The sequence below is a fragment of the Microtetraspora fusca genome (genome assembly GCF_001570365.1).
In the GTDB taxonomy this organism is placed as follows: Bacteria; Actinomycetota; Actinomycetes; order Streptosporangiales; family Streptosporangiaceae; genus Microtetraspora; species Microtetraspora fusca.
This window is the reverse complement of the sequence record NZ_BBYK01000043.1, coordinates 191,274-204,994: the sequence shown is the minus strand read 5'-3', so window position 1 is coordinate 204,994 and position 13,721 is coordinate 191,274. Positions and strand designations below refer to the sequence as shown.

Below are 13,721 nucleotides of genomic sequence, written 5' to 3'. Positions count from 1 at the left end.
AGCTGCCAACAGTAGGCCAAATGCTTGGCTCTTCCTGACAGTCGGATTGTTGGGCACAATCGGCGTCAGCCGCACAGACCTCCCAATCCCCCTGGAAGCTCTACCTCGGAGCGCACGATGACGAGCGATCCCGCCGCGCCGGCGATGAGGCTGGCCAGCACAGGAACCATCCTTCACGGCGTCTCCGTCGGGGAGGTGCTCGGCGTGTCGACCCTCGCGGACGCGCGCCTCATCGCCGGGAGATCCGGCCTCGACCGCATCGTGCAGCGCCTCAACGTCATGGAGGTGCCCGACATCCTGGCCTGGGTGAAGCCGCACGAGCTGCTGCTCACCACGGGCTACCCGCTGCGCAACACCCCGCAGTCGCTGGACCGGCTGGTGGCCGATCTCGACGAACGCGGGCTCGCCGCGCTGGCGATCAAGCTGGGCCGGTACCTCGACGAGCTGCCGGGGGAGATGGTCGAGCAGGCCGACCGGCTGGGCTTCCCGCTGATCCTGCTCCCCAACGACGTGGGGTTCGACGACATCCTCAACCAGGTGCTCACCGACATCCTGAACCGCCAGGCGGGCCTGCTCGCCCGGGCCGAGGACGCGCACCGGGCGCTGGTCCAGATCGTGCTCGCCGGAGGCGGGATGCGCGAGGTCGCGGCGGAGGTTGCCGGGCTCCTCGACGTGGCCGTCGCGGCACTGGACGCCGGGGACCGCATCCTGGCCACGGCCGGCGACGCCGAGCGGGTGGCGACGCTGCGCGCGACCTGCCAGGCGGTGGAGAGCACGGCGACGGCCGCGGGGACCGTGCCCGCGGCGGTCCGGGATCGGCCGCGCGCCGCCGCCACCATGGCGCCGGACCGCCACTACGCCGTGGTGCCCGTCGTGGCGGGCGGCCACCACCACGGCAGGATCGTGGCGTTCAGCGACTCCGGCGCGCTGACCCCCAGCGACGTCGGCATCCTGGAGCGCGCCGCGACCGTGGCCGCCCTCGTCGTGACCAAGCAGGAGGCGGTGACCGCCGTCGAGAGCAAGTACCGCGCGGACTTCCTGCGGGACGTGCTCACCGGCAGGGGCGGCACCCGCGTCGCCGAGCGCGCCCGCGCGTTCGGCTGGGACCTGGAGCGCCGGGTCAGCGTGCTGGTCGCGGAGATCGACCCGGACGCGGAGGAGCGCTCCACCCAGGATCGGATGCTCGCCGCCTGGCAGTCCGCCGTGCGCAAGTTCGACCCGCGCGGCGCGGTCGCCGGGTTCTCGCACGAGGTCGTCGCCGTCGTCGGCGCGGATGTGGACACCGTCCGACTGGCCAGGGACGCGCTCGCCGCCGTCTCCGACTGCACGTTCTCCACCGGCCTGAGCCGGGTCGCCGGGGGACCGGACCTGCTCCCCGGCGCGTACGGACAGGCGCTCAAGGCCGCGCGGGTGGGCCGCCAGCTCCACGGGGCGGGCGCGGTCGCGCACTTCGACGAGCTCGGCGTGTACCGCCTGCTGTCCCTGGTGAACGACACCGAGGAGCTGCACGCCTTCGTCCGCGAGACGCTCGGGTCGCTGGCCGGGGACGGCGACGCGGAGAACGCGGACCTGCGCCGGACCCTCCAGGTGCTGCTGGAGACCAACCTCAACGTCGCGGAGACGGCCCGGCGGCTGCACTTCCACTACAACACGCTGCGCTACCGGATCGGGAAGCTGGAGCGGATGCTCGGCAACTTCACCGAGGACGCGCACCTGCGGCTCAACCTGACGCTGGCGCTGCACGTCCTGCGCATGCGCGGGATCTGAACGCGCCCCTCCCTCCCGGGGCTCCTAAGCTTGCGCCCGTGAAAGAGACATTCGAGCTGCGCGGCGAGTACATCCCACTCTGCGACCTGCTGAAGTACTGCTATGTCACGGAGACGGGCGGCGCGGCCAAGCACCTGATCGCCGAGGGGAACGTCCGGGTGGACGGCGCGGTCGAGCTGCGCAAGGCGTGCAAGATCCGGGCCGGCCAGGTCGTCACCGGGGAGGGCTTCGAGATCCGCGTCGTCGCCCCGGGCGAGTGAACCGGCGCTCCGCTCAGCCGGCCGGCGTGACGGGATAGCGGATGATCGTCTTCATCTTCTCCGGCGCGGTGCGGCCCGGCACCGACAGGTAGATCTCGTGGTGGCGGCCGCGGATCGCGTGGCCGCCCTCCTCCAGGAAGGCATGCAGCCGTTCGAGGGTGGCGTCCTCGGTGCTGTACGGGCCGACGTGCAGGATCTGGCCGCACCACCCCTCACGCAGGGGCTCCAGCCGCACCCGGTCGATCGGCGACGACGGCTTCTTCTTGCGCGCGGTCGCGACCGCCTCGTCGAACAGCGCCGCGTCGGCCTGCGGCGGCTGAAGGATCATCATCGTCCACTGCCACAGGTCCCGGTGCGCGACGAAGCCGGACGGGGGCTTCTCGTCCGCCCACCACAGGCCCTGCAACGGCATCACCGGATATTCCACGACACCGGCGCCCTTCAGGGCGAAGCGGATCGCGTACGCCACGCCGTACAGCGCCTTGACGGCGGAGGCGTAGCCGGACGAGGACGGGTCCCCGACGCCGTCGATCATGAGATAGGGCAGCTCGGGCGCCTGCACGAGCCTCGGCTCCGGCCCGGCCGTGTACAGCTCGCGATACTCCTTCTTGAAGTCGGTCTTCGGCGTGCTCATGGGATTCGTCCTCTCTTCCGGGCAGTGCGCCTCATGGACGCGGTCGTCGGCGCACATGCTGGAGTCTCCCCCGGGGGGAGGGTCCAGCGGGCGGGCGTCGGGGGGATGTGACGCTCACCGTGCCGCCCGGACCGGTGCGCAATACGATTGCTGTCAATCCACACTGGTTTGGCACAAGCTGCCCGTGTGTAATCGCAATCTCGGGCCTAATGTGCCCGCAACAGCAATGCCGCGCTGGGATGCCCGCGGGGTGGCCACCGGACGTCGGCCCAGGTAACAAAGGGGCATGCATGGCTTTCGGCTGGAAGTTGCATGGCGATGGGAAGACCCTGCCGCCGGGTGAGGTCGTAAAACCCAACGAGAGGCTGAGCTGGCCGCGCATGGTCGGCTTCGGTGCCCAGCACGTGATCGCGATGTTCGGTGCGACCTTCGTCTTCCCCACGCTCATGGGGTTGGACGCGAACCTCGCGATCATGATGTCCGGTGTCTCCACGATCCTGTTCCTGCTCATCGTGCAGGGGAAGATCCCCAGCTACCTGGGCACCAGCGCGTCCTTCGTCGGCGCCGTGGCCGCCATCCGCGCGGCGCAGGGCGACAGCGCGACCGTCACCGGCGCGATCCTGGTCGCCGGCCTGGTCCTCGCGGCGGTCGGCGTCGCGATCCACTACCTGGGCGTGCAGATCATCCACAAGATCTTCCCGCCGGTCGTGACCGGCGCGGTGGTCATGCTGATCGGCTTCGGCCTGGCCTACGTCGTCGCCGACATCTACTGGCCGAAGGACCACTGGGTCGCCCTCGTGACAATGGCCGCGACCGCGCTGTTCCTGGTGGTCTTCAAGGGGTTCCTCGGGCGCATCGCCATCCTGCTCGGGCTCGTCTTCGGATTCGTCCTCTCTTGGGTGCTCGACCAGACCGCCGGGAAGATCACCGCGCCCACGGCCACTGGCGAGATCACGTCGCACTTCCGGGTTGATTTCAGCCGGGTGGGGAAGGCCGATCTGTTCGGCTGGCCCGACTTCCACGGTCCGACATTCCAGGTGTCGGCCATCGTCCTCGTGCTGCCCGCCGTCATCGCGCTCATCGCGGAGAACGTCGGCCACGTCAAGGCCGTGGGCGAGATGACCGGTGTGGACGCCGACCCGTACATGGGCCGGGCGGTCGCGGCCGACGGTGTCGCCACGGCCGTCGCGACCTCCGTGGGCGGCTCGCCCACCACCACGTACGCGGAGAACATCGGCGTCATGGCGGCCACGAGGGTCTACTCGACCGCCGCCTACTACATCGCGGCGATCATCGCGATCCTGTTCGGCCTGATCCCGAAGTTCGGCGCGCTGGTCGCCGCCACGCCCGACGGCGTGCTCGGCGGCATCACCGTCATCCTGTACGGCATGATCGGCCTGCTGGGCGCGAAGATCTGGATCGAGAACCGGGTGGACTTCTCCGACCCGGTCAACATGGTGCCGATCGGCGCCGGGATCATCCTCGCCATCGGCCCGGTCACCCACCAGATCGTCGGCGACTTCAGCCTGATCGGCATCGCCCTGGGCACCATCGTGGTGCTCGGCGGCTACCACCTGCTCCGTGTGATCGCGCACGGCCCGAGGAAGGAGGTCTCCGGTGGGGAGATCGGATTCGAGCGGGATGCGGCGAGCTGACCGGCGGGCCGCTCAGGCCACGCCGTACGGGAGCGCGACCGCCTCGTGAAGCCGCCTCCGTTCGAGTACCACGCCCCGGTCTCGGTGGACGAGGCGCTCGCCGCCCTGGCCGAGACCGGGCCGCACGGCAAGGTGCTGGCGGGCGGCCAGAGCCTGATCCCGCTGCTCAACATGCGGCTGGCCGCGCCGTCCCACCTCGTGGACATCAACCGGGTCGGCGAGCTGAACACGATCGCCGCCCGTCCCGGCGGCGTGCGCGTGGGGGCGCTGGCCCGGCACGCGGCGGTCGAGCGCTCGGCCGAGGCGGCGGCGGTCCTGCCGCTCCTGCGCCAGGCGCTCGCCCTGGTCGCGCACCCGGTGATCAGGAACCGGGGGACCGTGGTCGGCAGCCTCGTCCACGCCGACCCGTCCGCCGAGATGCCCGCCGTCCTCGCCCTCCTCGGCGGCTCCGTACGGCTCGCGCGGCTCGGCGGCGAGCGGGAGGTCGCGGCGGCCGACTTCTTCACCGGCCCGATGGAGTCGGCGGTCGAGCCCGGGGAGCTCGCGGTGTCCGCGTTCTTCCCGGCGCCGCCGCCGCGCTCGGGCACCGCGTTCCAGGAGGTCGCACGGCGGCACGGCGACTACGCGGTGGCGGGGATGGCCGCGTTGGTCACCCTCGACGAGGACCTGCGGATCGCCGCCGCCCGGGTCGCCTGCGTGAGCGTCGGTCCGGCGCCGGTCGTGATCGACCTGTCCGACGCGTGCGACCGGCGGCCGGCCGCGTCCGTCCCCTGGGACGCCGTCGCGGCGGCCGTACGGGACCGGATCGACCCCGACGGGGACATCCACGCGACGGCCGAGTACCGGAGGCACCTGACGGGCGTGCTGGCCGTGCGCGCGCTCAAGGACGCGGCGCGGAACGCGGGAACGGAGGCCGCCGATGAGTGAGGAAACCACCCGGCATCTCGTCACCCTCGTGGTCAACGGCGTGGTCCGGGAGGCGGCGGTGCCCGCGCGGCGGCTGCTCTCCGACTTCCTCCGCCACGACCTGGGGCTGACCGGTACGCACGTGGGCTGCGAGCACGGCGTCTGCGGCGCGTGCACGGTCCTGCTCGACGGCGAGCCGGTACGGTCCTGTCTCACCTTCGCGGTGACGGTGGACGGCCACGAGATCACCACCGTGGAGGGCCTGGCGCGGGACGGCGAGCCCTCTCCCGTGCAGCGCGCGTTCACCGAGTGCCACGGCCTGCAGTGCGGCTTCTGCACCCCCGGTTTCCTCTGCACGGTGACGGCCTTCCTGCGGGACAACCCGGCGCCGACCGAGGAGGAGGCGCTGGAGGCCGTCTCCGGCAACCTGTGCCGGTGCACCGGCTACCAGAACATCATCAAGGCCGTACACCGGGCCGCGGAGATCCAGGCGGAGACCCAGGTCCGGCCGGGGGATCGAGAGGGCAGGGCGTGACGACGAAGCTCTTCGGCGAGCCGGTCCAGCGGCGCGAGGACGCCCGGCTGGTCACCGGCCAGGGCCGCTACCTGGACGACCTCGGGCCGGGCGCGCTGGCCGCCGCCTTCGTCCGGTCGCCGCACGCGCACGCGCGCATCAAGGACATCGACGTGTCGGCCGCGCTCGACGTGGAGGGCCTGGTCGCCGTCTACACCTGGGAGGACCTGCCCGGCGCGCTGGCCGAGCCGCTGCCGCTGCTGATCCCGCACCCCGCGCTCACCCACGGCCGTACGGCGTACCCGCTGGCCAAGGACATCGTGCGGCACGTCGGCGAGCCCGTGGTGATGGTGGTCGCCGCGGACCGCTACCTCGCCGAGGACGCGTGCGCGCTCATCGAGGTCGAGTACGAGTTCCTCAAGCCGGTCGTCGGCGTGGAGGAGGCGGCGCAGGGCGTCCACCTCGTCCACGAGGACGTGCCCGGCAACGTCGGCGCGCACCTGGTCCAGGAGGTGCCGTCACGGGAGGGCCGGTCGGCGGCCGAGGCGATCGACGCCGCGCCGAACCGGCTGGAGTTCCGGCTCGACATCGAGCGCAGCGCGAGCATGCCCCTCGAAGGCCGCGGCGTGTACGCACGCTGGGACGCCGACGACGGGTCGCTGCGGGTCTACTCCTCCACCCAGACGTCCACCAGCGTGCGGATGGCGGTCGCGGCCAAGCTCGGGCTGCCGCTGCCCAAGGTCGAGGTGATCGCCCCCGACGTCGGCGGCGGCTTCGGCGTGAAGATCGTGCACCCGTGGCCGGAGGAGATCCTCGTGCCCTGGGCGGCCCGGACGCTCGGCCGCGAGGTCAAGTGGACCGAGGACCGGCGCGAGCACTTCGTCTCCTCGGCCCACGAGCGGGCCCAGGTGCAGCACGTCAGGGTCGGCTTCGACGACGAGGGCCATGTCCTCGGCCTGGACGTGACCATCCTGCACGACCACGGCGCGTACACGCCGTACGGGATCATCGTGCCGATCATCACCTCCACCCAGCTGCTCGGGCCGTACAAGATCGGGGCCTACCGGGTGGAGTTCTCCTCGATCTACACCAACACCGTGCAGGTCACGCCGTACCGGGGCGCGGGCCGCCCACAGGGCGTCTTCTGCATGGAGCGGACGCTGGACCGTGTCGCCGCGTATCTCGGGAAGGACCGGACCGAGGTCCGGGCGGCCAACTTCATCGGGCCGGACGAGTTCCCCTACGACCAGGGCCTGATCTTCCAGGACGGGCGGCCGCTCGTCTACGACAGCGGGAACTACCCCGAGTCGCTGCGGATGCTCAAGGAGCTGATCGGCTGGGACTCCTTCCCCGAGATGAAGGCGCGCGCCGCGGCCGAGGGCCGCCGGATCGGCATCGGCATCGGCTGCTACGTCGAGGGCACCGGCGTCGGGCCGTACGAGGGCGGCCACGTGCAGGTCACCTCCGACGGCCGGGTCCACGTATCGACCGGCCTGACCTCGCAGGGGCAGGGCCACGAGACCGTGTTCGCGCAGATCGCGGCCACCGAGCTGGGCGTGCCGATCGAGCGGGTGTCCGTCGTCACCGGCGACACCCGCCGCTTCGGGTACGCCGTCGGGACCTTCGCCTCCCGCGCCGCGGTGATGAGCGGCAACGCGATCGCGCTCGCCTGCCGGAAGGTACGTGAGAAGGCGCTGCGCATCGCGGCGGACGCCCTGGAGGCCGACCCGCGCGACCTGGAGATCACCGACGGGATCGTCCACGTCGCCGGGACGCCGTCCGCGTCGATCCCCCTCGCCACCGTGGCCGTGCTGTCCAACCCGCTCCGGTACGCGTTCGACGAGGAGACCAAGCGCGCCACCCAGTTCTCCGGGACGTCCGCGCCGGACCGGCCGCCGGTGGACGAGGGCGAGGAGCCGGGCCTGGAGGGGCGGGACTACTACTCGCCGATCAGGTCCACGTTCGCCTCCGGGATGCACGCCGCGATCGTGGAGACGGACCCGGAGACCGCCGAGATCACGATTTTGAGGTACGCCGTCGTCCACGACTGCGGCAAGCTGATCAACCCGATGATCGTGGAGGGGCAGATCCACGGCGGCGTCGCCCAGGGAGTGGGCGGGGCGCTCTACGAGAAGATGGTCTACGACGAGCACGGCCAGTTGCTGAACGCCTCGTTCATGGACTTCCTGATGCCCTACGCGACCGAGGTGCCGCGGATCGAGACCGCCCACCTGGAGACGCCCTCGCCGCTGAACCCGCTGGGCGTCAAGGGCGCGGGCGAGGCCGGCGTGATCCCCGTGTCCGCCGTGATCGCCTCGGCGATCGAGGACGCCGAGGGCATCCCGATCGATCGGATGCCCATCTCGCCGTCCGACCTGCACACCCTGCGCCTACGGCTCGCGGGGTGAGAAGGGGACGCCTGGACATCACCACGCACGAAGCGACTCCATGTCACGCATGATCGCTCGGGCTTCCTCGCGATCGTCCGGGTCGTCGGCGACGGCGAGGGCCTCGCGACGCGCGGTCTCCGCGCGTCGCAGGCGCCAGGCCATCACGATCGCGTCGCGGATGACCTCGTCGGGAGCTTGACCGTCGGCTGTGAGTTCGGCCAGCGCGGCTTCGGCGTGCGGCTCGGCCTGGAAGGTCACCACCCTCATATCGGCCGTCAGAGGCCCAGAACGAGCCGCAGACCTGCTGTGACGTCGCGCAGCTCGGCGTCCCGTGCCTCTCCGGTCTTGCGGGTGAACTCCTTCTTGCCGACCACCGAGAGCAGCGCGCAGTGTGCCAGGCGGTCGCCCACTTTCGGCAAGGTCGCGGCGGTCAACCCGACATCGGGGACGAGGGGCACCACGGCGATGTCCTCGCGCAGGTCGTACACCTCGGGGGCGCCCACCGCCAGGACGTGGTACTCCCCGAGCGCCTGCCAGATCTCGCCACGCCTCACGTCGTGCCGTCCAACGCTCGGGACAGGGCCCGCCGATTCGCCGCACGATGCTCGTCGATGAGCTCCCGCATGCGGGGCTCGGCGGCGACCACGGCGGCGGACTCCGCGATGAGCGCCTCACGTCGCATCGTCCGGGTCACCCAAGCCGAGAGGGAGACCCCCTCCCGCTCGGCGGCGGCGCGCGCCTGCTCCACCACGGTCTCCTCGACCGACAACGTGATCTTCCTCGTCCGCTCCATATCGTCAGTATGGGTTCCGGGTATGGCGTCTCTCAATAAGGATCTCATGCGCCAGAACGTATCCAGCGTTATGGCTGCCGGTCATCCGATTGCTCTAATGAGGGGAAATGTCCACTGTGAGGCGCTTGCGGAAGACCCAGTAGGTCCAGCCCTGGTACGCGAGCACGCCGGGCAGCGCGAGCAGACCGATCCAGGTCAGCATCGTCAGCGTGTACGGCGCCGACGCCGCCTCGGCCAGCGTGAGCCCCGGCAGGGGAGCGGGCCACAGGGCGCCGAACAGCGCGGCCGCGGTCAGCACGATCGACAGCGCCGTGGCGGCGAAGGCCCAGCCCTCGCGCCGCCGCCACACCAGTGCCACGCCCGCCGACAGCGTCGCCATCGCGAGCAGGGCGCAGGCCCACAGCCAGGGTGAGGCGGACCAGCTTGGGACGTCCATGGCCGACCCGGGCACGGACGGCAGCGCGACGATGCCGGCCGGGACGGCCGCGGCCGAGGTGAACAGGGCCGCCCGGCGGGCCCGGCCGCGCACCGCCCCCGACGTCTTCAACGTCACGAACACCGCGCCGTGCAGGATCGCGACCGACAGGGACAGCACGCCGCCGAGGACGGTCGCGAACGCCGTGGCGTACAGGAGGTTGCCGAAGACGGCGCCCCACAGGAAGGCGGCGAGGACGCTGCCGGTCACGATCCCCGCGTCGCACAGCGCGCGCTCGCGTCCGGAGCGGACCTTGCCGCGCCACTCCAGGCCGACGCCGCGCACGATCAGCGCGGCCACGATGAGGACCATCGGCAGGTAGTAGGTGCTGAGCAGGCCCGAGTACCACGCGGGGAACGCGGCGAACATCGCCCCGATGGCCGTGATCAGCCAGACCTCGTTGCCGTCCCAGACGGGTCCGATCGTGCCGAGGACCTGGCGGCGCTCGGCGTCGCTCCGGGAGATCAGCGGCAGCAGCGCGCCGACACCGAAGTCGAACCCCTCCAGCACGAAGTAACCGGTCCAGAGGAACGCGATGAGAATGAACCAGAACGTCGTCATCGTGGATCTCCTCAGTACATGAGGGTCGGCGCGAGCGGCGCGGCGCCGGAGTCGGTGTCGGAGCCCTCGGCGACGGCGGGGTCGCGCGGCGCGGGCGGCGTCTCCGGCCCGGCCTTCACGTGCCGGACCAGCAGGACCGCCTCCGCGAGGGCGAGCACGCCGTACAGGACGGTGAAGAGGGTCAGCGAGATCGCGACCTCGGTGAGGCCGACCCCGGGCGAGACGCTCGCGGCGGTCAGCAGCTCGCCCTGGACGGTCCAGGGCTGGCGGCCGATCTCACTGAGCAGCCAGCCCGCGATGATCGCCGCCATGGGCAGCGGGAGCGCCAGCACGCAGGCGCGTGCGAACCAGGACGGCACGGGCACCGGCGCCGCCGTCCGCCCCCGCCTGGGGCCGCGGCGCTTCCTGGTGAGCCAGAGGCCGAGGACCGAGAGCCCGACGGTCGCCATGCCGAAGCCGATCATCACGCGGAACGACCAGAAGATCACGGGCAGGTTCGGGGTGTAGTCGGCCGGGCCGAACTGCTGCTCGTACCGTTGCTGGATGTCCTCGATGCCCTGGATGGTGGCGCCGGGGTCGTGCGCGGCGAGCAGGCTGAGCAGGCCCGGCACCTCGACGCCGGGCACGATGCTGAAGCCCGCGCCGGCGGTGTCGCGCGCCAGCCCCTCGGCCGCGGCGAGCTTCATCGGCTGCTGCTCGCGCAGGAGCTGGCCGGACAGGTCGCCGGTCCCGGCGACCACGACCCCGGCGAGCGCCGTCATGACGAGCGCGCCGCGCAGGCTGGTCCGCCACATGTCGGTACGGCGGCGCAGCGGGACCGTGGCGTCGCCCACGCCGCCGGCAGCGGTTCGCCTGCCGGTGATGGTGACGCCGCGCTCGCGCAGGATGCGGTAGCCGCTGACCGCCAGGATGAAGCCGCCCGCCACGACGAAGGCGGCGGCGGCGACGTGGGGGATCTGGGCGAGTGCGGTGGGGTTGGTGAGCACGGCCCACAGGTCGGTCATCCTGGCCCGGCCGTTCACCACCTCGTAGCCGACCGGGTGCTTCATCCAGGCGTTGGCGGCCAGGATGAAGTAGGCCGAGATGTTGGACCCGATGGCCGCGGCCCAGATGGCGGCCAGGTGCAGCCGCTTCGGGAGCCGGTCCCAGCCGAAGATCCACAGGCCGAGGAAGGTCGACTCCATGAAGAAGGCGAGCAGCGCCTCCAGCGCGAGGGGCGCTCCGAACACGTCCCCGACGAAGGTCGAGTACTCGCTCCAGTTCATGCCGAACTGGAACTCCTGCACGATGCCGGTGACCACGCCCATGGCGAAGTTGATCAGGAACAGCTTGCCGAAGAACTTTGTCAGCGTGAGGTAGTGGTCCTTGCCGGTGCGGTGCCAGGCCGTCTGCAGACCGGCGACGAAGACCCCGAGGCCGATCGTCAGGGGTACGAACAGAAAGTGGTACACGGTGGTCACCCCGAACTGCCACCGTGCCAGGTCAAGCGCGTCCATGTCCCCCTCGCGGGTGCCGAGCTCTACACGTCGTAGTTCTACTTCAAGTAGTACTACAACTTGTAGAGCAATTGGTGGGATGACTGCACCGCGAGATCTTTGTCACATTCGAGGATCGATGCCCCCATGATCCTCGTTCGCGGTACGCGTCCCGTCTCCAGGAGAATGCAGGCCGGGCGGTCCCCGGATGAAGGGACCGCCGACCTGAGTCTCCGGGAACGTCTCCTGTGACGCCCGGTTCCGATAATGGACACTTCGCCGGAAAACGGCGTCCGCCGCTGGGCTGATTACCCGGTACGCCGCGCGAGGGACATCGGCTCCCGGGAGGTCGGGACTGTCCTGGATCGTCCCGAGCGGGTAGGGAACCCGCGCGCGCCGGATCGGTTTGCGCGGCAGGGTGGGTCAGGAGACGGGCACGCCTCCGGCCTTCAGGTACGCGTGCAGATCGCCCAGCTCGAACCCGCGGCGCTTGATCTTGTTGACCAGGATCCGGAAGTCCCGGGACAGGTTCGGCCGGAAGTGCAGCAGCAGGATGTCGCCCGGCCGGAGCTGCTTGTCCGGCACCTGGTACGCGATCTTGCCCTCGGGCTGCACGGTCGCGCTCCACATCATGATCGCCTTGATGCCGCACTCCGTGGCCGCCCGGGAGGTCGCCGCGTTGTGGTTGCCGAACGGCGGCCGGAACAGGGTCGGCCGGCGGCCGGTCTCCTTGCGGATGAGGGTGGACATCCCGCAGATCTCCGCCTTCTGCCGGTCGTAGCCGAGGGTCCAGAGGTTGGGGTGGGTGAACGTGTGGTTCTCGATCGGCGCGCCGGCGTCGCGCAGGTTCCGGAAGTAGTCCCACTGGCCCGCGCCCACGTACCGGCCGCCGCCGGACGCGGCGTCCGGCGATCCCTTCGCCTCGACCGCGTCGCGCATGGCGAACACGGTGATCGGGATCCCCTCGTCGCGCACCTGCTTGAGGAAGCCGGGGTCCTGCTCCCAGCCGTCGTCGATCGTCAGGAAGACGACCTTCCGCTTGGTCGGGATCATGCTGATCACCGGCACGCCGTTCGCCGGCATGGGGATCCGCCCGACCTCGCCGGGCCGGGGCAGCGCGGCGCGAGGGGTCGGCGACGCGGCGGGCGCGGAACGCGCGCCGCCGGGGGAGGAGGAGCGCGACGTCGCCGTGGCCGCCGGCTCCGCCTGGGTGGCGCCGCCCTCCGCGCATCCCGCGGCCAGAATCAGTCCCATCAGCACGCCTGTCAGACGTCGGTTGCCCTTCATGACCAACAATCTTGGTCCAACCGGACATCCGGCGCGTCTTGTCGATACCTCCCATACAGGGGTGATCGGTGCGCCCGTCCCGCCCTGACCTGCGGGAAAGCGGCGCGACGTCCGCTGTGTGAAACGGGGCACCCTGGAGGCGCGGCGCGTGCGGCGCGGAGAGACCTGCCGAGGGCCGATCATGGGTGTGGGCAGATGTTGCCCTTATCCGCGCTGTCGGAGAGTCCCTAGTCTCCGAGCCAGAAGGGTGCCGGAAGAGGTGATGGTGTGAAGATCACGGGTAGCGCCATGCTCGGTGTGGAGCGGGGCCGCGTCTGGACCGCGCTGCGGGATCCGGGCGTCCTGGTGTGCACGATCCCCGGATGTGAGCGGCTGGAGGCCGTCGGCGACGACGTCTACAAGATGACCGTGAACGCCGGGGTGGCCTCCATCAAGGGGATCTACCAGGGCGAGGTCGCGCTCTCCGACCCGCAGGAGCCGGAGCGGTTCGTCCTGCGGGCCCGGGGGCAGGGAGCGCCCGGCACCGTCGACGCCACCGTGCGCATCAGCCTCAGCGAGGTCGAGGGAGGCACCCGGATCGACTACGACGCCGAGGCCGTCGTCGGCGGCATGATCGGCGGAGTCGGCCAGCGGATGCTCGGCTCGGTCGCGAAGAAGACCGCGGGCGAGTTCTTCACCGCCGTCGAGGAGCACCTCCTGTCCGGACGGGCCGCCGCCGCCCTCGCGGTGCCGGTGGCGCCGGTCGCGGTGGGTGCGGCGACCGGCGCGGCCGTGGCCGGAGACCGGGCAGGGACGGAGGCCGGAGCGGACGTCGGCGCCACACCGGCTGTGCCGTACCAGCCGGAGGTGGGGCGGGTGTTCACCCGGGAGGCGGCGGTCGCCGGCCGGCCGCAGCGCGCGGGCGTGCCGCCGTGGACGATGCTCGCCGCGTTCGGCATGGGCGCCGGGGTCGCGCTCGGCAGCGCGGTCATCGGGTGGGTCCTCGGACGCCAGCGGCGCTGACC

At 71.2% G+C, this 13,721-nt stretch carries 14 protein-coding genes; 7 read left to right on the top strand and 7 right to left on the bottom strand.

Annotated elements, in window-relative coordinates; genetic code table 11:
- The first annotated feature begins 117 nt into the window (after positions 1–117).
- Entirely contained in the window at positions 118–1,767 is a 1,650-nt protein-coding gene (locus AWQ68_RS11905; protein WP_084463890.1) for a PucR family transcriptional regulator, read from the top strand.
- Between the two features lie 38 nt (positions 1,768–1,805).
- On the top strand, positions 1,806–2,027 hold the full coding sequence (locus AWQ68_RS11900) for an RNA-binding S4 domain-containing protein (protein WP_066939132.1): 222 nt from the start codon (positions 1,806–1,808) through the stop codon (positions 2,025–2,027).
- A gap of 13 nt (positions 2,028–2,040) precedes the next feature.
- On the opposite strand, the gene AWQ68_RS11895 is transcribed toward AWQ68_RS11900, so the two are convergent.
- Positions 2,041–2,661, bottom strand: a complete 621-nt coding sequence (locus tag AWQ68_RS11895) for a GyrI-like domain-containing protein (protein ID WP_066939129.1) — start codon at positions 2,659–2,661, stop codon at positions 2,041–2,043.
- 290 nt (positions 2,662–2,951) lie between these two features.
- Between AWQ68_RS11895 and AWQ68_RS11890 the strand changes: the two genes are divergently transcribed.
- From AWQ68_RS11890 to cutA, 4 genes are read left to right on the top strand one after another with little or no spacing between them, the layout of a single operon-like run.
- Entirely contained in the window at positions 2,952–4,316 is a 1,365-nt protein-coding gene (locus tag AWQ68_RS11890) for a uracil-xanthine permease family protein (protein WP_066939126.1), read from the top strand.
- A gap of 45 nt (positions 4,317–4,361) precedes the next feature.
- Positions 4,362–5,243 carry an FAD binding domain-containing protein gene (locus AWQ68_RS11885; protein ID WP_066939123.1) on the top strand — a complete coding sequence of 294 codons (882 nt, stop codon included), beginning with the start codon at positions 4,362–4,364 and terminating at the stop codon, positions 5,241–5,243.
- The gene (locus AWQ68_RS11880) at positions 5,236–5,757 is read left to right on the top strand and encodes a (2Fe-2S)-binding protein (RefSeq protein WP_066939120.1); all 522 of its coding nucleotides are present in this window, start codon (positions 5,236–5,238) and stop codon (positions 5,755–5,757) included. Before AWQ68_RS11885 ends, AWQ68_RS11880 begins: the two co-directional genes overlap by 8 nt.
- A complete protein-coding gene (gene cutA, locus AWQ68_RS11875; protein WP_066939117.1) occupies positions 5,754–8,144 on the top strand; it encodes an aerobic carbon-monoxide dehydrogenase large subunit in 2,391 nt (796 codons plus the stop codon). The genes AWQ68_RS11880 and cutA overlap by 4 nt, the downstream gene beginning before the upstream one ends.
- A gap of 18 nt (positions 8,145–8,162) precedes the next feature.
- Here cutA and AWQ68_RS11870 read toward each other — a convergent pair whose 3' ends face one another.
- From AWQ68_RS11870 to AWQ68_RS11845, 6 genes are all read right to left on the bottom strand, one after another.
- Positions 8,163–8,384 carry a hypothetical protein gene (locus AWQ68_RS11870; RefSeq protein WP_084463889.1) on the bottom strand — a complete coding sequence of 74 codons (222 nt, stop codon included), beginning with the start codon at positions 8,382–8,384 and terminating at the stop codon, positions 8,163–8,165.
- A gap of 17 nt (positions 8,385–8,401) precedes the next feature.
- Entirely contained in the window at positions 8,402–8,680 is a 279-nt protein-coding gene (locus AWQ68_RS11865) for a hypothetical protein (RefSeq protein ID WP_066939110.1), read from the bottom strand.
- Positions 8,677–8,919, bottom strand: a complete 243-nt coding sequence (locus AWQ68_RS11860; protein WP_066939107.1) for a DUF6364 family protein — start codon at positions 8,917–8,919, stop codon at positions 8,677–8,679. Before AWQ68_RS11860 ends, AWQ68_RS11865 begins: the two co-directional genes overlap by 4 nt.
- A 94-nt stretch (positions 8,920–9,013) precedes the next feature.
- On the bottom strand, positions 9,014–9,955 hold the full coding sequence (gene cydB, locus AWQ68_RS11855) for a cytochrome d ubiquinol oxidase subunit II (protein ID WP_066939104.1): 942 nt from the start codon (positions 9,953–9,955) through the stop codon (positions 9,014–9,016).
- An 11-nt stretch (positions 9,956–9,966) separates the two neighbouring features.
- A complete protein-coding gene (locus tag AWQ68_RS11850) occupies positions 9,967–11,451 on the bottom strand; it encodes a cytochrome ubiquinol oxidase subunit I (protein ID WP_066939100.1) in 1,485 nt (494 codons plus the stop codon).
- Positions 11,452–11,853: 402 nt separating this feature from the next.
- A complete protein-coding gene (locus tag AWQ68_RS11845) occupies positions 11,854–12,717 on the bottom strand; it encodes a polysaccharide deacetylase family protein (RefSeq protein WP_245655873.1) in 864 nt (287 codons plus the stop codon).
- Positions 12,718–12,984: 267 nt separating this feature from the next.
- Between AWQ68_RS11845 and AWQ68_RS11840 the strand changes: the two genes are divergently transcribed.
- On the top strand, positions 12,985–13,719 hold the full coding sequence (locus AWQ68_RS11840) for an SRPBCC family protein (RefSeq protein ID WP_066939097.1): 735 nt from the start codon (positions 12,985–12,987) through the stop codon (positions 13,717–13,719).
- Positions 13,720–13,721: the final 2 nt, after the last annotated feature.